Origin of the sequence: Tenacibaculum sp. (assembly GCF_048269885.1) — a bacterium.
Classification (GTDB): domain Bacteria; phylum Bacteroidota; class Bacteroidia; order Flavobacteriales; family Flavobacteriaceae; genus Polaribacter.
In genome coordinates, this window is the sequence record NZ_JBLWTZ010000011.1 from 77791 (window position 1) to 97418 (window position 19628).

A 19628-nucleotide genomic window follows, 5' to 3' on the forward strand; every position below is an offset into this window, starting at 1 on the left:
TACGGAGTGTAAAATACCCACAGATTTTTATTAGATTTGTGAGAATACATTAAAATTAAATATAAATAACGAAATCTTTATGGGTTTTTTCGATTTCATGACAGAAGATATTGCAGTAGATTTAGGTACTGCAAATACACTTATAATCCACAACGGTAAGGTGGTTATTGATAACCCCTCTATTGTTGCTAGAAATAGGCTTACTGGTAAAATTATTGCTACAGGCCATGAAGCTAGTAGGATGCAAGGAAAAACCCATGAAAATATCAAAACCATCCGCCCTTTAAAAGACGGTGTAATTGCTGACTTCCAAGCTTCAGAAGAAATGATTAAGGAATTTGTAAAGCAAATTCCTGCCATTAAAAAGAGGTTATTTCCACCATCTTTACGAATGGTTATTTGTATTCCTTCAGGAATTACTGAAGTTGAAAAGCGTGCAGTTATTGATTCTGGTCGCCATATGAACGCTAAAGAAATCTATTTGATTTACGAACCGATGGCAGCGGCTATTGGTGTTGGAGTTGATATTATGGAACCTAAAGGAAATATGATTATTGATATAGGTGGAGGTACTACCGAAATTGCTGTTATAGCATTAGCGGGCATTGTTTGTGATCAATCAGTAAAAGTTGCTGGAGATTTATTTACCAGTGATATTATGTATTACATGCGTACACAACACAATTTATACGTTGGAGAAACTACTGCTGAAAAAATAAAGTTACAAATAGGTTCTGCTACAGAAGATTTAGACACCCCTCCTGAAGATATGATGGTACAAGGTCGTGATTTATTAAGTGGAAAACCTAAACAAATTCAAGTTTCTTATCGTGAAATTGCAAAAGCTTTAGATAAATCAATTTTACGTATTGAAGACGCTGTAATGGAAACCCTATCTAAAACCCCTCCTGAATTGGCTGCCGATATTTACAATACAGGTATTTACTTAGCTGGTGGTGGTTCTATGCTTAGAGGCTTGGATAAACGTTTGTCTAGAAAAACAGATTTACCCGTTTATGTTGCTGAAGATCCATTACGTGCCGTTGTTAGAGGAACAGGTATCGCTCTTAAAAACTTGGAAAAATACAAAACTGTATTAATCAAATAAACTTGAATGATTATTTATGCAACAGCTTATTTATTTCTTACAGAAGTATAAGTATTTCTTATTTTTTCTATTTTTAGAAATCATCGCTGTTGCATTAATCATTAACAACCATTCTTTTCATAAAAGTAAGTTTATCAGTTCTACTAATTTTATTACAGGTGGACTATATCAAAAATCATCAAACATTTCGGAATACCTCAATTTAAAAGAAAGAAACGCTATACTGGTTGAAGAAAACCTAGCCTTGAAAAATACGTTAGAAAAAATCACCACCTATCTTGATAGCATCGCTACTAATCAGATTTTAGACACCGTAAAACTCGATCAAAATTATAGTTATATTTCTGGAAAAGTTATTAAAAACTCTTACCATAACGCTGATAATTTTATTACGATTAACAGAGGCAAAAGTCGTAACGTTTCAAAAGAGATGGGGGTTATAAATAGTAAGGGCATTATTGGTATTACAGATAATGTATCCAACAAATTTGCCAGAGTACAATCTATTTTAAATTCCAAAAGCAACATCAACGCTAAATTTAAAAACAACAATCATTACGGAACCCTAACTTGGGATGGTAAAGACTATAATATTGTCCAATTAACCGATATTCCACGTCAAGCTATTTTTAAAGAAGGAGATACTATCATAACTGGTGGAAGATCAACCATTTTTCCTAACGGAATTCCAATAGGAACTGTTATAAAAGTACCTGAAGAATTATCTGCTGTAAACAGTATAAATGTTAAGCTCTTTAATGATATGTCTAACCTAGGTCATGTTTACATTATAACAAACTTACATAAAGAAGAAATAAAAGCTGTAGAAAACAACAATGAATAAAACGCTGTACTTAATATTCTTATTCGTTTTCCTCTTGTTATTACAAGTACTGGTTCTTAACAATGTGCTATTTTTAGGATATGTAAATCCTTATATATATATCGTTTTTATTTTCTTGTACCCTATTAAAGAAAACAGGTTCCCTCTTTTGTTAGTTGCTTTCTTATTGGGCATCTGTGTAGATGCTTTTGCTAATTCTGGCGGAATTCATGCCTTTTCTACTGTATTTATGGCTTATATACGCTTATTTGTATTTAAAGCTGTTTTTAAAAAAACAACTTCAGATTATCTACTTTTTAATCTAAGACATGAATCTTTTGATAAAGTATTCAATTATACAGCAACTTTAACATTAGTTCATCACTTTATTTTATTTAGTTTGACTAACTTTAGCTTTTATAACATTTCAAATGTACTCATCAATACACTATTTTCTAGTGTTTTTACGTTACTGTTGTATTTTTTAGGAAGTTTTATATTTAGGAAAAAGCTAACATGAAACGAAGTTTCTTACTTATATTTTTAATTACACTTATTGGAATAGTTTACATTTTTCGGTTATTTCAATTACAAGTAATACGCGGTGGTGAACAAAGTCTAACAAACAGTGCTACCATAAAGATTGAATACGACTACCCCGAACGTGGTTATATTTATGATCGTAACGGAAAACTCTTAGTTGCCAATCAATTATCTTACGACGTAATGATTATTCCTAAAGAAGTAGAACCCTTAGACACTTTAGAATTCTGCTCTCTTTTAAAAATCGATAAAGAAGATTTTATAAAGCGTTATAAAAAAGCAGAAAGTTATGCTCGTTGGCTTCCTTCAGTATTTTTAAAACAATTAGCTAAAAAAGACTATGCTTTCTTACAAGAAAAACTACCAAAGTACAAAGGTTTTTACATACAAAAACGTATAATTAGAAACTATCCTGTAAAATCTGCGGCCAATGTATTAGGCTTTATTAGTGAGGTTAACGAATATGTAGCTAAGAATAGTGATTACTATGAACAAGGGGAATTAATTGGTAAGCTTGGTGTAGAAAAACAATACGAAAAAGAATTAAGAGGTGTTAAAGGAAGAAAGTACTTTAAAAGAAACAACTTAAATAAAATTACGGGATCCTATAAAAATGGGATGTACGATACCCTTGCTGTGCCTGGTAAAGACTTAACCCTTACCATAGATAGTGAATTACAACAGTACGGAGAACTATTAATGTCTGGAAAAAGAGGAGGTATTGTTGCTATAGAACCTCAAACTGGTGAAATTTTAGCTCTTATTACAGCTCCATCCTACGACCCAAACTTATTAGTTGGGAGGCAACGTTCACCTAATTCAGTAAAACTTTTTAACGACAGTATCAATATGCCTACTTTTGATCGAGGTTTGCAAGCAATGTATGCTCCTGGTTCCCCTTTTAAAATACTCACTGGCTTAATTGGTTTACAGGAAGGAGTTATTGATGAAAATACTGGCTTTTATTGCCACCACGGATATCGTTACGGTAAGCGTCCCAATGCTTTTATGGGGTGTCACTGTAATATTATTGGAAGACCTGTTCGTTTAAAAACTGCCATTGCTAAATCTTGCAATACTTATTTTGCTAACACCTATAGAAAAATTATTGATAATTACGAAAATCCTACCATAGGTACTGATGCTTGGAGTGAACATGCTAAAAGTTTTGGCTTAGGTAATTATTTAGGCTACGACCTTCCTTCTGGTCAAAAAGGAAGGATTCCAACTGGAAATTTTTACGATAGAAGCTATGATTTCAGGTGGGGAGCTACAACCACTATTTCAAATGCTATAGGTCAAGGCGAAGTAGAAACCACTCCTATTCAACTGGCTAACATGACGGCAGCCATTGCTAACAAAGGCTATTTTTTCACTCCACACATCGTTAAAAAAATTGAAGACAAAACGCAGCTTGATTCTACCTATTTAACTCGTAGAAACACAACAGTTTCAGCAGAACATTTTCCTATTGCCATTGAAGCCATGTACGAAACATTTACCAGAGGTACGGCTAAACGAAGTAAAATTGAAGGGATAGATATATGTGGAAAAACTGGAACCGTTGAAAACTTTATTAGAGTAAATAAAAAGAAAGTTCAGTTAACTGATCATTCCATTTTTATAGCTTTTGCTCCGAAAGACAACCCTAAAATAGCCATCGCCATTTTTGTAGAAAACGGTGGATTTGGATCAACTATTGCTGCACCTATTACAAGTTTACTCATTGAAAAATACCTAAACAAATCAATATCGAGAAAATACCTTGAAGACCGTATGATTCACTTAAGCCTTCAAGAAAGATATGATAATCAATTATTAATCAAAAAAAGCGATACTATTGCGACAAGAACGAAATAATATTTTTGCAGGAATTGATTGGCTACTTGTTTTACTATACATAATATTAGTTAGCTTTGGTTGGCTAAATATTTATGCCGCATCTTCTTCGGAAGAATCAAGAGAAATTTTTGATTTCTCAACAAAATACGGTAAGCAATTAATTTTTATAGGACTCAGTATTCCTGTAATTATATTTATTCTCTTTTTTAATTCAAAGTTTTACGAACAGTTTTCCAGTTTAATGTATATTTTCTCTTTAGTTCTACTAGCTGGAGTACTCGTATTTGGTAAAAAAATTAATGGAGCAACCTCTTGGTATAACTTTGGAGGCATAGGCTTACAACCTTCTGAATTTGCAAAAGCTTTTACAGCATTGGCTTTGGCAAAATTAATGAGTGACAGGCAGTACAACCTTAAATTAGTAAAAAACCAAGCCAAAGCTTTTATTATCATCTTTTTACCTGCTTTTTTTATCGCCCTGCAACCTGACATGGGATCTGTTTTAATATACTTTGCGTTCTTCTTTGTATTAAATAGAGAAGGTTTAACACTCGCTTATATTTTATTTGGCACCATCGCTATTATCCTCTTTATATTAACAGTGTATTTTGGCGCAAAATGGATTCTCATTTCCTGTCTTCTCCTTATCACTTTTATTGTTTTTTATGGAGTTTATAAAGACAAGCGCTTTTTTCGTTTCAATATCATAAAAATTATTGGTTCCTATCTTTTTGCTATTTTTTTTATTTTAGGAATTAGCTATACTTATAACAATATCTTAGAACAACATCAAAAAGATCGATTTGATATCCTATTAGGTAAAATACAAGATAATAAAGGTATTGGTTACAATTCTTATCAATCTGAAAAAACCATCAGCTCAGGTGGCTTTTCTGGAAAAGGTTTTTTACAAGGAGATAGAACACAAGGGAACTTTGTTCCTGAACAGCACACAGACTACATATATAGTACTGTTGGTGAAGAATGGGGCTTTATAGGGAGTTCTTTTGTAATTTTTCTATTTATGTTGTTACTCTACAGAATTATTTATTTATCAGAAACACAAACAAACAAATTTGCAAGAATATACGGTTATAGTGTTGCCTCTATTTTCTTTTTCCATATGATTGTTAATATTGGTATGGTAATAGGACTATTACCAACTGTAGGAATTCCCCTACCCTTTTTTAGCTATGGGGGATCGTCTTTATGGGGCTTTACCTTACTCCTTTTCATATTCATTCGCCTAGACGCCCACAAAAAATACGATTGGTAAAAACAGCAATAAACTTCTTTCGTTTTTTTAACAGAGCTATCAAGCCAGTTCGTTCATTAACTTTCTATAGGTAAAACAAATGCAAAATCACCCTTATCATCTACAAAAACCTGTTTGTTTACGTTGAACAACTTAGTATAAAAACAGACATTTATTATAAATATAATTATAAACAAAAACGCTTCGGTATTTTACCGAAGCGTTTAACTATTAACTAACCTTAAAACTCTTATAAAGCTGCAACGTGCTTAGCCAATTTAGACTTTAAATTTGCTGCTTTATTCTTATGAATAATGTTGTTCTTTGCTAATTTATCTAACATAGACACAACAGTCGAAAACATTCCTTCTGCTTCCTTCTTATCTTCTGTAGCTCTTAATTTTCTAACAGCATTACGAGTTGTTTTATGCTGATATTTATTTCTTAAGCGCTTTGCTTCGTTACTTCTAATTCTCTTTAATGCTGACTTATGATTTGCCATTGTACTAATGCGTTAATTGTTTATAAAAAACTTGTAGTCCGTACGGGAATCGAACCCGTGTTACCAGGATGAAAACCTGGCGTCCTAACCCCTAGACGAACGGACCAAAACAATCGTTCTGATTGCGGGTGCAAATATACAATTCTTTTTGTTATTTGCAATTAAAATTTATTTTTTTCTTTATTTATTTTTCCTTCTAAAATAAAGAAAAAGAACTTGTAGTCCGTACGGGAATCGAACCCGTGTTACCAGGATGAAAACCTGGCGTGCTAACCCCTAGACGAACGGACCAAAACAATCTTTTTTGCGATTGCGGGTGCAAATATAAAAACTGTTTTTTATTGCACAAAGCTTTTTTTTATTTTTTTAATATGCTTTTGCAAAAAGTACTCTTTTTGTAGATGGTTTCCCTGTTAAAACACATACACCTACCTCTTCCTGTGCATCGTTAGGAATACATCTTATGGTTGCTTTTGTTAACTCTTTAATCTTATCTTCAGTCTCTATGGTACCATCCCAATGCGCAGAAACAAATCCTCCTTTGTTTTCTATCACATCTTTAAACTCTTCAAAAGAATTTACCTCGGTGATATGATCGTTTCTATATGCTAAAGCCTTGTTAAAAATATTTTCTTGAATCTCTTCTAATAAAGCTGTCACAACTTCCACTACTTCGTCTCTAGAAACAGTTTGCTTTTCAAAAGTATCTCGACGAGCAACCTCAACAGTCCCGTTTTCTAAATCACGAGCTCCCATAGCAATTCGTACAGGCACTCCTTTTAATTCGTATTCAGCAAACTTAGCTCCTGGCCTAAATGTGTCTCTATCATCAAACTTTACAGAAATCCCTTTAGCTCGTAATTCTTTTACAATTACATCAACCTTTTCAGAGATTGCATTTAACTGTTCTTCTCCCTTGTATATTGGGACTATTACAACTTGGATTGGCGCTAACCTTGGTGGCAATACCAAACCAGCATCGTCAGAGTGCGTCATAATTAACCCTCCAATTAACCTTGTTGATACTCCCCAAGAGGTTGCCCATACATATTCTTGCTTTCCTTCTTTAGAAGTATACTTAACATCAAAAGCCTTTGCAAAATTCTGTCCTAAGAAATGAGACGTTCCTGCCTGCAATGCTTTTCCATCTTGCATTAATGCTTCTATTGTTAAGGTATCATCTGCTCCTGCAAAACGCTCACTTTCACTTTTTGCTCCTTTTACTACTGGCATTGCCATAAAGTCTTCTGCAAAAGTTGCATAGACTTCTTGCATTTGATTTGCTTCCGCTACTGCTTCCGCTTTTGTAGCATGTGCTGTATGCCCTTCTTGCCATAAAAACTCAGCAGTACGTAAAAACAAACGTGTACGCATTTCCCAACGCACTACATTTGCCCATTGGTTAATTAACAATGGTAAATCTCTATGTGATTGTATCCATCCTTTATATGTATTCCAAATAATTGCTTCAGAAGTAGGACGAACAACCAATTCTTCTTCAAGTTTTGCTTCAGGATCTACGCGTAATTTTCCTTCGTTCTCTGGATCATTTTGCAAACGATAATGCGTAACTACCGCACATTCTTTTGCAAAACCCTCTGCATTTTTTTCTTCTGCTTCAAACAAACTTTTGGGCACAAAAAGAGGAAAATAAGCGTTTTGATGTCCTGTTTCTTTAAACATTCTATCTAATTCTTTTTGCATGTTCTCCCAGATTGCAAACCCGTAAGGCTTAATTACCATACAACCTCTTACGGCTGAATTTTCAGCTAAATCGGCTTTTACAATCAATTCGTTATACCATTTCGAGTAATCTTCGGCTCTTTTTGTTAAATGTTTGCTCATAATCAAAAGTTTGGCATAAATATTGTTATTTTTTATGCGTAAATTGTGTCTGCAAAACTACATTAAAAAGGTAACAAGCCCAACAAAGAACTAATTTTTTGCAGCTAGTTAAAAAACAATTTGCTATAACCTTAAAATAAAAAAGTCATGAAGCTACATTACACCAACACCAAACTCTCTTTTTATATCCTATCATGTATGATGGCAGCTATGTTTATTTCTTGTGGTTCTGCACAAACGGTTACTGGTAGTGATGATGGTATTTATGCTAACGAAGTAGAACAACCTCAACGCAGAGTAGTCATTGCAGACGATCGTGCATACGATGAATACCAAGAAAATTATTTTACCAAAGAAGTAGAACGTTTAGATGCTTTAAACGGTACGGATATTTTTACCGACATAGAAGATTATAAATCTGAAGGTACTGATTACTACGACGATGAAGAGGTTATTTATGAAGAAGAACCAGAAACAAGAATTACATACAATAGTAATGAGCCTTGGGGCTATGATTCTAATTCTGATGTGGTAATTAATATCAACACCTTTCCTCGTTATCATTTAGGATGGAATTGGAATACCTATTGGGGAGATCCCTATTGGGACGGTCCATTCGGATGGAATAATTGGGGGTGGAATAACTGGCGATGGAATCGTTGGAGATACAATTCTTATTGGCATCCTTATCATAATTGGAATGCTGGATTTTATGCCGGTTTAGGTGGATTTTATTACAACTCTTACTGGAATAGATACAATTATTATAGACCATATAGATACTATAACAACCACTATTACAGACGTCCTTACAGAGGTGCCAACTATTACAGAGGACATAGAACTGCTACAGTTTCTAGAAGAGGATACACTACTGGACGTAGAGGAACTACAACTGTTAGACGCTCTTCTGATGTATATAGAAGAAGTAACGGAAGCACCTATCGTAACAACAGAAATACACGTTCTACAAGAAATACACGAGGCTACAATACCAGAAGAGGTAATAGCTCAAATAACAGAAGCATCAAACGATCAACTAGAACAAGAAATTATAACTCAAATAGCAACAGGTCTACTCGTAGTTATAGAGATACGCCTCGTTCTACAAGAAGCTCAAGAGGATATTCTGTAAGAAACTCTAGCGCTTCCAATAATAATGGTGTTCGTAAATCTTCATCAGTTAGAAACTCCAGAAGTTACGCTAAGAGAAACCAAAATTCTAATCAATCTGTTAGGAAATCATACACTCCTAGAAACTCTAAAAGCTACTCAAAATCAACTGGAAATAATCGTAAAAATTATGCTTCTCACAAAAACAGTAGTTCAAGAAATTCTAGAAGTTACTCGAGATCTTCCAACAGCTCTCGTAGTTACTCAACACCATCAAGAAGCAGTTCATCATCTACCAGAAGCAGTACAAGAAATAGCAGTTCATCAAGAAGCTCTAGAAGATAAACTAAAAGCAAACTTCAAGATAAGTTTTTAACGAATTAATGAAAAAATGAAAAGAATTTTAACCTTCGCGATAATTATCGCATGCACCTATACTGCCTATTCACAATCTTTAGGCTATAATGATTTAGGAATTTTATTTTCAAAAGACGATAATTACGGAACTGCTCGCTTTGAAGCAATGAGCGGAGCTTTTGGAGCCTTGGGAGGTGACATCTCAGCTTTTGGAATTAATCCAGCTGGTAGTGCCGTTGCTATTAAAAGTACTTTTGGTGTTACTTTAGGAAACAGAAATACTACTTATACTGCCAGGTATTACGGAAACACTACAGAAATAGAAGATGATTTTTTTAATATTACTCAAGCAGGTGGTATTTTATCTTTTGACACTACTCATAACTCTGACTGGAACCGTTTTGCTTTAACTTTTAATTATAGATTGAAAAGTGATTTTGAAGGATTATTTTCTTCACAAGGCAATAGTGGTCAAGCATTGTTTAATGAACACCCTGATGATATTACCAACCAGTACGACAATGGACAAGAACAACGTTTTTTAAACTCTACCTACGGGGAGAGTAGTATTTTTGAAATGGGATTCTCTGCTGTACACCAAAATAAGTTATATGCAGGAGCAAGTATAAAGTTTCACAATTTTAGCTTTGGTCAAGTTACCGAACTAAGAGAAGTTAACGAAGATGATAACGGGAACACCTTAACAGCTCTTAACGTTCAGGACAGCTACTTTGAAGGTAGTGGAGTTTCTTTTAGTGCTGGTTTTATATACAAAGTAAATCAAAGCTTCCGTTTCGGATTAGCCTATGAAACTCCAACGTGGTACAATGAAGTTTTTGAAGACAGCAATTTAGGTGTTTTCGATCCAAATGATTCTAGATATGATGATTGGGTTGGTTATACTGAAATCTCTGCTACAAACCAAGATACAGATGTTAATAGTGGGGAAGAATTTTATTCAAATATTTTCAGGCTACGAACACCAAGTAAACTTACTGCTAGTGCGGCTTTTGTTTTTGGCAAACAAGGTTTGATAAGTGCAGATTATACTTATAAAGATTACAGCAGTACAAAATATAGAGAGAATGATTCTTATTTTATAGAAACTAATCAAAACTTTGATACTGATTTTAAAGGCACCCACTCCTTAAATATTGGTACCGAGTGGCGTTTTGACAAAATGAGTGTTCGTGGTGGTTATCATTATGAGCAAAGTCCTTATAAAAATGCTTTAGACGATGATAATATTTCTGGATTTTCATTAGGACTTGGTTATAATTTCGGAAACGTTAAGTTTGATTTATCATATACTAATTCAGAAAACAACAGTCCGTATCATATTTATAATTCTCCTGCTGTAGATGTGAATCCTATTGAATTAACAACTGATACTTCTCGAATTTCCGGAACACTTACTTTTAGTTTATAATTCACAAAAACATATAATAAAGGTCCTGCTATATGCGGGACTTTTTATATATACATATCTCAGTTTTTTACCGTAATTTTGCTTCTTATTTACAACTTATGAGTTCAATAAAAATAAACATACAAGAAACTAATAACGAAACCATTCTAAAGTTTGTTAGTAACCAAATTTTAGTCAATGGGGGTAGTTATGAATACAATAATATAGACGAGGCTAAAAACTCCCCGTTAGCACAACAATTATTTTACCTTCCTTTTGTAAAAAAGGTATTGGTTACAGCCAATTTCATTGCTATTCAACGATATGATATTGTTGAGTGGAACGATGTTGAAGAAGAGGTTCGCGAACAAATAGAAGCTTATATACAAGGTGGTAACTCGGTAGTAACAGAAGAAACTACCAAAAAAGATGCTGTTGAAGTATACGCTGAAGTTACTCCAAATCCTGCAGTAATGAAATTTGGAACCAACAAAGCATTAACGCAAACTGACGTCGAGTACACAAACATTGAAGAAGCAAGCAAATCCTCTCCTTTAGCTCAAGCATTATTTAGCTTTCCTTTTGTAAAAGAAATTTTTATTTCTGAAAACTACATTTCAATCACCAAATATGATATGATTGACTGGAATGAAGTATACCAAGAAGTGCGTACTTTTATTCGTAGTTATATTCAAGAAGGCAAAAAAATCATATCTGAATTGCCTAAGCAGCAAACCAAACAAAATGTTGAAGTTCCTAAAGAGAATTTAACCGCTACTGAAACTAAAATTGTTGATATTTTAGACGAATATATAAAGCCTGCTGTAGCTTCTGATGGCGGAAATATTGCGTTTCAATCGTACGATGCCGAAAGCAAAAGAGTAAGTGTTATTTTACAAGGAGCTTGTAGTGGTTGCCCATCATCAACAGTAACGTTAAAAAATGGTATTGAAACCATGCTAAAAGAAATGTTACCTAATCAAATTAATGAAGTAGTTGCCATTAACGGATAATTGTAAATCAAACAAAAAATATGTCTGAAAAGATCAAACCATACAAAGATTCTGAACTAGGAAAAAAAGAACAAGTTGCTCAAATGTTTGACAACATCTCTGAAGATTATGATGGGTTAAACCGTGTTATTTCTTTGGGTATTGATGTTAGCTGGCGTAAAAAAGTAGTAAAACTAATAGGCGAAAATAATCCACAACAAATTTTAGACATTGCTACTGGAACAGGTGACTTGGCTTTAATGATGTCTGAATTAAACCCTGAAAAAATTGTAGGGTTAGATATTTCTGAGGGAATGTTACAAGTGGGAAGACAAAAAATAGCTAAAGCGAACTTATCCAATAAAATTAAAATGATTGTTGGTGACAGTGAAAACATTCCTTTTCCCGATAACACTTTTGATGCAATTACTGTTTCTTTTGGTGTTAGAAACTTTGAAAACTTAGATAAAGGCTTAACCGAAATATTACGTGTATTAAAACCAGGTGGTAAGTTTGTCGTTTTAGAAACCTCTAACCCAACCAAATTTCCGTTTAAACAAGGATACAAATTGTATACTAATTATATTTTACCTATTATTGGTAAACTCTTTTCAAAAGACAAGGTTGCTTACTCATATTTATCAGAAACAGCAAATTCTTTTCCTTTTGGAAAGGCTTTCAACAATATTTTACAAAAAAACGGGTTTAAGAATGCAAAGAATATACCTGTAACATTTGGTGTTGCATCAATTTATACCGCTTTAAAATAGTATGTTAAAAAAGCTTTTACTTTTCGGAATTTTAGTGACGTCGTTATCTACACAAGCACAAAAAGAAAAAATATTGAAACTTCCTAGTTTCGACAAACCACTTTTTCATTACGGATTTTACCTAGGTGCTAATAATAATGGTTACAAAATTTCCTATGCTCCAAGTGATTTTGACAATACTGAAATCGAAGTAGCATCTTCTATTGGTTTTAATGTAGGATTAATTGCCGATTTAAGATTACACAATAACGTAAACCTACGTTTTGAACCAGGACTTATGTCCAACACAAAAACGTTGCATTTTAAACACATTGCTGGGGCTGATAATGTAAACACTCGTGAAGTAGGAGCCACCTACTTACATTTACCTCTGTTGTTAAAATTAAGCACCAACAGACTCAATAATATGAGGCCTTATGTAATAGGAGGAGTTTCCTACGATCATAACTTTTCAAGCAACGAAGGAAATAGTGATGATAATTTTGCAGGAGAGTTTAGAACGACTACTAATAACTTTATGTATGAAGTAGGGATTGGGGTAGACTTTTATTTAAGTTACTTTAAATTTTCTCCTTCTATAAGAGGTGTTTTTGCTATTAATAACGAAGTAAAATACGATAATAAATCTCCAAGTCAATGGACAGATCCTATTCATTACTTAGGAACTAGAGGGGTGTTTTTACACCTAGCTTTTGAATAAAACTTATTTCAAAAACATATAATTAAAAAAAGGCTTTCTAAAATTTAGAAAGCCTTTTTAGGTTTAAATAATAGGAAGTCCCCCGAATTCTTATTACTATATACTTGTTAGACACACTTATTTTTTGAACGTCACATTTTATTTCAAAAAAAAAAGACCGCAAACTGCGGTCTTATTTCATAAAGATTTCTCTTTATTAATTGGATAGAAGTCCCCCGAAATCTATCGTACTGTTAAAAACATTGTTTTTAGCAGTTTCAAAGATATAAAAAAATGTTAATTTTTTTTAATTTTTTATAACTATTTTGTTGTCAACCACATCTTTAATTGGTATGATCACTTTTCCTTCTGTAGTATGAACTGTTACGCATATATTATCGATAGCTACAATTACTCCTTCTACGTCTTTAATTACAACTTTTTCACCAATTGTAATATTCTTTCTTGAGTAGTACCCGAAAAGCAATCTTGAAACGGCATCCCTGGCTCCAAACCCAAAAGCTAAGGTAAAAGCTAATAATACAGAACCTATTAAGAGTGTTAAGTTACTTTTAATCACAGAAGTATCAACTCCTGCTTGGTCTAATGCCGTGATAGATAAAAACACAACGATTAAGTAAAAAGCAATATTTCCTACTAAGTTTCCACCAGACACTTCAAGAGATTTGAACATAGATTGAATTGCTTTTTTCACCATGGTTCCCAAATAGGCACCTCCAACAAAAATACCTACCGCTGTTAATAATTTAGGCAAGTAAGCAAAAAAGCTTCTAATCCCATCAGAAACAACAGTTAGGCCAAACATTTCAGCTCCAACCATTACAAAAACAAAGATTAAAAACCATTTTAGCACAGCTAAAATAACATTGGTTAGTACAATGTTTATCGTACTGCTTCCAAAAATTTCAGTCTTTTTAAGTTTCTTTGACCATTCGTCTATTTTAGTTTTTGCCAATGCTTTTCTAACAAGGTATAAAAAGACTTTGATAACAAGCCATGAAATAATAACAAACGCTAAAAAGCCAGCTACAGTAGGTAATGAATCTACTATATCTTGAAAAATATCCTTAAAAGGTGTTAAAAAATCTATCTTTAAAAAACTCATAACTTTAAATGTATAGTGATATTTGGTTAGTTTAAATTAGTTCACTTTTTTTTTTTGGGTTCAGTACCTCCAATTAAATCAATAATAGTATTGGGGTACTTTACCACAAATAAGTCAGCCATATCTATTGATAGCTTTATCATTGCCACATCGTTAAGCACTTTATCTTTTAGTACTTCTGGCAACTCTTCGTTATGTAATATTTTTTTAAATGGATTATCCATAATGTATTACAATTCGTTATACGCTTTCACCACTTTTTCTTTAGCTCTTTTTAGTCGCATTTTTACTGCGCTTTCTCCCAAATCTAACCCTACCGAAATATCTTTAATACTCATTTCATCTTGGTACTTCATTAATAAAATCATTTTCTCTGATGGAGAAATCATTTCGAGTGCTTTAGCTAATTTATCTGACTTTAACTCGAATAGTGTAGCGTCATCAATATCATCAATATTGCTTTCTTCTTTTATTTCATCTGTTACAACTGTTACTTTTTCTTTTTTCTTCTCCTTATTTCTCTGTACGTAGTTAACACAAAAATTATACGTAAAAGAATATAACCAAGTAGAAAACTTAGATTTCCCTTTAAAAGTTCTCAATTTAACAAATAAACGGATAAATACATCATGAGTTAAGTCTTGAGCCTCTTCTTTATTTTTGGAAAATCCATAGCATTTATTGTATACCACACCAGCGTAACGATCGTATAAAACAGCAAACAAATGAGTATCATTTTTCTCTACTATTTTACGAACTAAATCTTCGTCGCTTATTTTTTTTACATCAATACTCTCCAAGGGGCAGTATAGTTAGTTTCCATCTTAGTTATACGTTAAATTAGACACCCAGGTTGCTGCCTAGTCACCTAATTATTGTGCAAATAACGTGTTTTAACATTTCTTTAACAAATAGACGAAATTTTTCAAGAAATACAAAAAACTTTGTAACATTATTCTCTTAGCATACGTATAAGATAATGTAGAGTGATTGATAAATTAAAAATATACTTGAAGTAGATGAGACAACTTAAAATTACAAAACAGGTTACCAATAGAGAAACCGCATCTTTAGATAAATATTTGCAAGAAATAGGAAAAGTAGATTTAATTACTGCCGATGAAGAAGTGGAATTAGCACAAAGAATTAAGGCTGGAGATCAAAGGGCGTTGGAAAAACTAACCAAGGCTAACTTACGTTTTGTGGTATCGGTTGCTAAGCAGTACCAAAACCAAGGACTAACATTACCTGATTTAATTAACGAAGGTAACTTAGGCTTAATCAAGGCTGCAAAACGTTTTGATGAAACGCGTGGTTTTAAATTTATTTCTTACGCAGTATGGTGGATTCGTCAATCTATCTTACAAGCCTTAGCTGAACAATCTCGTATCGTACGTTTGCCTTTAAATAAAATTGGGTCTATTAATAAGATCAATAAAATGTACGCTTTCTTAGAGCAAGAAAATGAGCGTCCACCTAGTGCTGAAGAAATTGCTAAGAAATTAGACATGACTGTGAATGATGTTAAAGAGTCTATGAAAAACTCTGGTCGTCACGTATCAATGGATGCACCTTTAATTGAAGGAGAAGATTCTAATTTATATGATGTATTGAACTCGGGTGAATCTCCAAATCCTGATAAAACTTTATTACACGAATCATTACGTATTGAAATCAATCGTGCGTTAGAAACACTAACGCCACGTGAAGCTGATGTTGTAAAGTTATACTTTGGTTTAGGAGAGCACCAACCAATGACTTTAGAAGAAATTGGTGAAACATTTGATTTAACTCGTGAACGTGTACGTCAAATTAAAGAAAAAGCTATCAGAAGATTAAAACACACATCTCGTAGTAAGATTTTAATGACTTACTTAGGTTAATAATACAAACAACAACAAATAGTTATCGTAACTATTCGTTTTTTGATTAATGAATGAAAGCTCTCCAATTGGAGAGCTTTCTTTTTAGTTTTAATGCTCTTAGTTTTAACTATATTTGCACTTAATAACAACACAACAACTTATATATTAATGGAAAAACTTGTAGCCCCATCAATTTTAGCGGCTGATTTTGGAAACCTTCAGCGTGATGTTGAAATGGTTAATGATAGTAAAGCAGACTGGTTTCATATTGACATTATGGACGGTGTTTTTGTACCTAATATTTCTTTTGGAATGCCTGTTTTAAAATCTATTACAAAGCATGCTAACAAAACTATTGATGTACATTTAATGATTGTAGACCCCGATCGTTATATTCAAACTTTTGCAGATTTAGGTGCCGATATTTTAACAGTGCACTATGAAGCTTGTACCCACTTACATAGAACTATACAGGCTATAAAAGCTGCTGGCATGAAAGCTGGAGTTGCTTTAAACCCACATACCCCTATCGCTGTTTTAGAAGACATTATTATAGATTTAGATGTCGTTTGTATTATGAGTGTCAACCCAGGTTTTGGGGGGCAATCATTTATTGAAAATACGTATAAAAAAATTCAACAGTTAAAAAACTTGATTGAATTTAGTGAAGCAGCTACCCTAATTGAAATTGATGGTGGTGTAACTGATAAAAACGCCAATAAACTTATAGAAGTAGGTGCCAATGTATTAGTTGCTGGTAGTTTTGTTTTTAAAAGTGACAACCCAACCGAAACAATTGAAAATTTAAAAACAATTATAAATTAACAAAGTAAAAAGCGGATTTAGTAAAGAATTCTAAATCCGCTTTTCATCTATTTTCTAGTTAAGGTCGTGATTATTCTCCTCCACAAAATACCTCATTCATACAAATATACCCTGGAGGTAACGGTTCACATCTCGTACACATTACATACGTCCACCCTCCTTGAATAGATTTTTGCGCTGATTTGTTTAAAACTGAACCTAGATTTGAAATATTTTTTAACATAATAAAGTGTTTTAAGTTTCTCAAAAATAAATTGTAAAAAACAAATTAACCTCAAAAAAGACGTAATAAAAGTAAGGTTTTTCCGTAATTTTTAACCTCAACAAAACTTTAAAACTGTTCTAATAAGTAATAAATTAAATCGGTTGTTGTTACAATACCCACTAATTTAGTACCATCTACCACTGGTAACGCATGAAACTCTTTAGTCGCTAATATTTCAGCAACTTCTTTAATTGTTGCATTTGAGTTAACGGTGATTAAATTTTTAGCCATTACTTGGTCTATTGTAAACATATTGTATACTACCGTATCTACATCTGTTTCATTTTCATCAACAGCGTCGGCAAAACTTATTCTTAATAAATCGGTATAACTTAACATTCCTTTTATTTCATTTCCACTAACAACTGGAATATGTCGTATGTGTTCTTTTTTAAATAACTTTTCTGCTGTCATTAAATCATCAGTACTACTTAATGTGATTACATCTTTAGTCATTATCACTGAAACGGGTGTTCTTTTTTTCATTTTGTATGGTTTTGTGTTATTATCTACTTCAAATTTCATTAATAAATAAATTTAAAGACCTGATTAAAATCATAGTTTTTAACTTATTTTATACGTACCTACAATGTGATTATTTAACTATTTTTACAAAAACATTTTATCTTGATAGAGGATTTACAGAAATACTACGGTTATTTATTTGAGGAAGCATTGTTAAAAGAAATAGCAGAAGTTTCTATTGCCAAAGAAATGAGTGCTAATGATATTATTATCGATATAGGAAGCTATATTACATCCATCCCTTTACTATTAAGTGGCGCTATTAAGATTTTACGCGAGGATAAAGAAGGGGATGATTTGGTTTTATACTATATTGAAAAAGGTGATACCTGTGCTATGACGCTTTCCTGCTGCGTAGGAGAGACAAAAAGTAAAATTAAAGCGGTAGCCGAAACAGATGTAAAACTTTTAATGATTCCAAAGCAGAAAATGAGTGAATGGCTTAGTAAATATAAAAGTTGGCAGGAATTTATTTTACATAGTTATCATAGCAGGCTACAAGAGTTTATTGATGCTATTGATACCATTGCTTTTCTAAACATGGATCAACGTTTATTAAAATACCTAAAAGATAAGGCCTTGGTAAATCATAACGATACTATAAGTGTAACACACCAACAAATAGCCAATGACTTACATACTTCTAGAGTTGTCATTTCTAGACTGTTAAAAGCTCTAGAGAAACAAGGCAAAATAAATTTATATCGTAACCAAATTGAAGTGTTAGAACTTTAACCTTGTAACATAAGTTACATTTTTTACAAGAGAATCGTTCTACCTTTATGGTAAATATTAGAACGATGAAAAAATTGATAGTCTTATTTATAGTTTTATCTATTTTTAGTTGTAATCAAGCTAAAAAAAGTGATTATTCTAAGAAAAGCTCTCAGGGCATTACAACCAAAGAAGTTGGTATTCCTCCTGGCAAAAAACTACTCGAAACAAAGTGCTATGTTTGTCATAACCACACTACCCCACACGATGAAAGAATTGCTCCTCCTATGATTGCGATTAAAGCTCATTACATTCATGAAAATACTTCCGAAGAAGAGTTTACCGAAAGCTTCCAAAATTTTGTATTAAATCCAACGAAGCAAAAAGCAATAATGAAGGGAGCTATTAAACGATTTGGAGTAATGCCATATCAAAAATTTGAAGAAGAAGACCTCAAGAAGATAGCAAATTATCTATATAACTATAAAATTGAAGAACCTGGTTGGTTTAAAGAGCATTGGAAAGCTAAACAAGGAAAAAATTATATCAATTCTGGTAGAAAAACAAGTTATATCCAGTCTAACAAAACACTTGAAGAAATTGGATTAGAATATGCTATGGAAACCAAGAAAACATTGGGTAAAAACTTAATGGGAGCTATTCAAAAGAAAGGAACATTACACGCTTTGAAATTTTGTAACGAAAAAGCCTATAAGCTAACCGATAGTATGGCTACTAAGTTTAATGCTACTATTAAGAGAGTTACCGACAACCCAAGAAACCTCAACAATACTGCAAACACTGAAGAATTAAACATTATTGAAGGATACAAAAGAATTGTACATAATAACGAAACTATCAACCCCATTACGAAACAAGCAGGGAGCAAAACCCAATTCTATTATCCAATTATAACAAATAGTATGTGCCTACAGTGTCATGGAACTCCTAACACACAAATAAAACCTGAAACTTTAAAAGAATTAACTCTCCTATACCCTACCGATAAAGCGCAAGGTTATGATGTTAATCAGGTACGAGGAATTTGGAGCATAACATTTAAAAATTAAA

21 protein-coding genes and 2 tRNA genes are annotated in these 19628 nt (G+C 32.8%); 14 read left to right on the forward strand and 9 right to left on the reverse strand.

Annotated features, from left to right (window positions below; all coding sequences use genetic code 11):
• The first annotated feature begins 79 nt into the window (after positions 1 to 79).
• From ACN0WY_RS09940 to rodA, 5 genes are read left to right on the forward strand one after another with little or no spacing between them, the layout of a single operon-like run.
• Entirely contained in the window at positions 80 to 1108 is a 1029-nt protein-coding gene (locus tag ACN0WY_RS09940; protein WP_047790403.1) for a rod shape-determining protein, read from the forward strand.
• A 16-nt stretch (positions 1109 to 1124) separates the two neighbouring features.
• A complete protein-coding gene (gene mreC, locus ACN0WY_RS09945) occupies positions 1125 to 1952 on the forward strand; it encodes a rod shape-determining protein MreC (protein WP_417800269.1) in 828 nt (275 codons plus the stop codon).
• On the forward strand, positions 1945 to 2451 hold the full coding sequence (mreD, locus tag ACN0WY_RS09950; protein WP_417800270.1) for a rod shape-determining protein MreD: 507 nt from the start codon (positions 1945 to 1947) through the stop codon (positions 2449 to 2451). Before mreC ends, mreD begins: the two co-directional genes overlap by 8 nt.
• A complete protein-coding gene (gene mrdA / locus ACN0WY_RS09955) occupies positions 2448 to 4334 on the forward strand; it encodes a penicillin-binding protein 2 (protein WP_330488384.1) in 1887 nt (628 codons plus the stop codon). The genes mreD and mrdA overlap by 4 nt, the downstream gene beginning before the upstream one ends.
• Positions 4315 to 5592, forward strand: coding sequence for a rod shape-determining protein RodA (gene rodA, locus ACN0WY_RS09960; RefSeq protein WP_417800271.1), 1278 nt, complete (start codon positions 4315 to 4317; stop codon positions 5590 to 5592). The genes mrdA and rodA overlap by 20 nt, the downstream gene beginning before the upstream one ends.
• Positions 5593 to 5821: 229 nt before the next feature.
• On the opposite strand, the gene rpsT is transcribed toward rodA, so the two are convergent.
• The 4 genes from rpsT to proS form a co-directional block, all read right to left on the reverse strand.
• A complete protein-coding gene (rpsT, locus tag ACN0WY_RS09965; RefSeq protein WP_028891217.1) occupies positions 5822 to 6073 on the reverse strand; it encodes a 30S ribosomal protein S20 in 252 nt (83 codons plus the stop codon).
• Positions 6074 to 6107: 34 nt separating this feature from the next.
• Positions 6108 to 6179, reverse strand: a tRNA-Glu gene (locus ACN0WY_RS09970).
• A gap of 113 nt (positions 6180 to 6292) precedes the next feature.
• A tRNA-Glu gene (locus tag ACN0WY_RS09975) sits at positions 6293 to 6364 on the reverse strand.
• 75 nt (positions 6365 to 6439) lie between these two features.
• A complete protein-coding gene (proS, locus tag ACN0WY_RS09980; protein ID WP_417800272.1) occupies positions 6440 to 7918 on the reverse strand; it encodes a proline--tRNA ligase in 1479 nt (492 codons plus the stop codon).
• 147 nt (positions 7919 to 8065) lie between these two features.
• On the opposite strand from proS, the gene ACN0WY_RS09985 reads away from it, so the two are divergent.
• The 5 genes from ACN0WY_RS09985 (at position 8066) to ACN0WY_RS10005 (ending at position 13258) form a co-directional block, all read left to right on the forward strand.
• Positions 8066 to 9376, forward strand: coding sequence for a hypothetical protein (locus ACN0WY_RS09985; RefSeq protein ID WP_417800273.1), 1311 nt, complete (start codon positions 8066 to 8068; stop codon positions 9374 to 9376).
• A gap of 46 nt (positions 9377 to 9422) precedes the next feature.
• Positions 9423 to 10817 carry an OmpP1/FadL family transporter gene (locus ACN0WY_RS09990; protein ID WP_417800274.1) on the forward strand — a complete coding sequence of 465 codons (1395 nt, stop codon included), beginning with the start codon at positions 9423 to 9425 and terminating at the stop codon, positions 10815 to 10817.
• Between the two features lie 98 nt (positions 10818 to 10915).
• Complete coding sequence (locus ACN0WY_RS09995; protein WP_330488389.1) at positions 10916 to 11809, forward strand: NifU family protein; 894 nt, start codon at positions 10916 to 10918, stop codon at positions 11807 to 11809.
• A 20-nt stretch (positions 11810 to 11829) separates the two neighbouring features.
• Positions 11830 to 12558: a bifunctional demethylmenaquinone methyltransferase/2-methoxy-6-polyprenyl-1,4-benzoquinol methylase UbiE gene (ubiE, locus tag ACN0WY_RS10000; RefSeq protein WP_330488390.1), complete on the forward strand. Its 729-nt coding sequence runs from the start codon at positions 11830 to 11832 to the stop codon at positions 12556 to 12558.
• Position 12559: 1 nt separating this feature from the next.
• Positions 12560 to 13258 carry a porin family protein gene (locus ACN0WY_RS10005; protein ID WP_330488391.1) on the forward strand — a complete coding sequence of 233 codons (699 nt, stop codon included), beginning with the start codon at positions 12560 to 12562 and terminating at the stop codon, positions 13256 to 13258.
• A gap of 286 nt (positions 13259 to 13544) precedes the next feature.
• Here ACN0WY_RS10005 and ACN0WY_RS10010 read toward each other — a convergent pair whose 3' ends face one another.
• The 3 genes from ACN0WY_RS10010 to ACN0WY_RS10020 are packed head-to-tail and all read right to left on the reverse strand — an operon-like array spanning position 13545 to position 15163.
• The gene (locus tag ACN0WY_RS10010; protein WP_330488392.1) at positions 13545 to 14363 is read right to left on the reverse strand and encodes a mechanosensitive ion channel family protein; all 819 of its coding nucleotides are present in this window, start codon (positions 14361 to 14363) and stop codon (positions 13545 to 13547) included.
• A 41-nt stretch (positions 14364 to 14404) separates the two neighbouring features.
• Positions 14405 to 14587 carry a hypothetical protein gene (locus tag ACN0WY_RS10015; protein ID WP_417800275.1) on the reverse strand — a complete coding sequence of 61 codons (183 nt, stop codon included), beginning with the start codon at positions 14585 to 14587 and terminating at the stop codon, positions 14405 to 14407.
• A gap of 6 nt (positions 14588 to 14593) precedes the next feature.
• The gene (locus ACN0WY_RS10020; protein WP_330488394.1) at positions 14594 to 15163 is read right to left on the reverse strand and encodes a sigma-70 family RNA polymerase sigma factor; all 570 of its coding nucleotides are present in this window, start codon (positions 15161 to 15163) and stop codon (positions 14594 to 14596) included.
• A 219-nt stretch (positions 15164 to 15382) separates the two neighbouring features.
• Here ACN0WY_RS10020 and ACN0WY_RS10025 point away from each other — a divergent pair, with 219 nt between their 5' ends.
• Together ACN0WY_RS10025 and rpe are read left to right on the forward strand one after the other, a co-directional pair.
• Positions 15383 to 16246 carry a sigma-70 family RNA polymerase sigma factor gene (locus ACN0WY_RS10025; protein WP_028891227.1) on the forward strand — a complete coding sequence of 288 codons (864 nt, stop codon included), beginning with the start codon at positions 15383 to 15385 and terminating at the stop codon, positions 16244 to 16246.
• Positions 16247 to 16396: 150 nt separating this feature from the next.
• Positions 16397 to 17053, forward strand: a complete 657-nt coding sequence (gene rpe, locus ACN0WY_RS10030) for a ribulose-phosphate 3-epimerase (RefSeq protein WP_417800276.1) — start codon at positions 16397 to 16399, stop codon at positions 17051 to 17053.
• Positions 17054 to 17123: 70 nt separating this feature from the next.
• Here rpe and ACN0WY_RS10035 read toward each other — a convergent pair whose 3' ends face one another.
• Entirely contained in the window at positions 17124 to 17276 is a 153-nt protein-coding gene (locus tag ACN0WY_RS10035) for a hypothetical protein (protein WP_330488396.1), read from the reverse strand.
• Positions 17277 to 17384: 108 nt separating this feature from the next.
• Positions 17385 to 17804, reverse strand: a complete 420-nt coding sequence (locus ACN0WY_RS10040; protein WP_330488397.1) for a CBS domain-containing protein — start codon at positions 17802 to 17804, stop codon at positions 17385 to 17387.
• A 141-nt stretch (positions 17805 to 17945) separates the two neighbouring features.
• On the opposite strand from ACN0WY_RS10040, the gene ACN0WY_RS10045 reads away from it, so the two are divergent.
• Both ACN0WY_RS10045 and ACN0WY_RS10050 read left to right on the forward strand, forming a co-directional pair.
• Positions 17946 to 18578, forward strand: coding sequence for a Crp/Fnr family transcriptional regulator (locus tag ACN0WY_RS10045; protein ID WP_417800277.1), 633 nt, complete (start codon positions 17946 to 17948; stop codon positions 18576 to 18578).
• A gap of 65 nt (positions 18579 to 18643) precedes the next feature.
• Entirely contained in the window at positions 18644 to 19627 is a 984-nt protein-coding gene (locus ACN0WY_RS10050; RefSeq protein ID WP_417800278.1) for a Tll0287-like domain-containing protein, read from the forward strand.
• Position 19628: the final 1 nt, after the last annotated feature.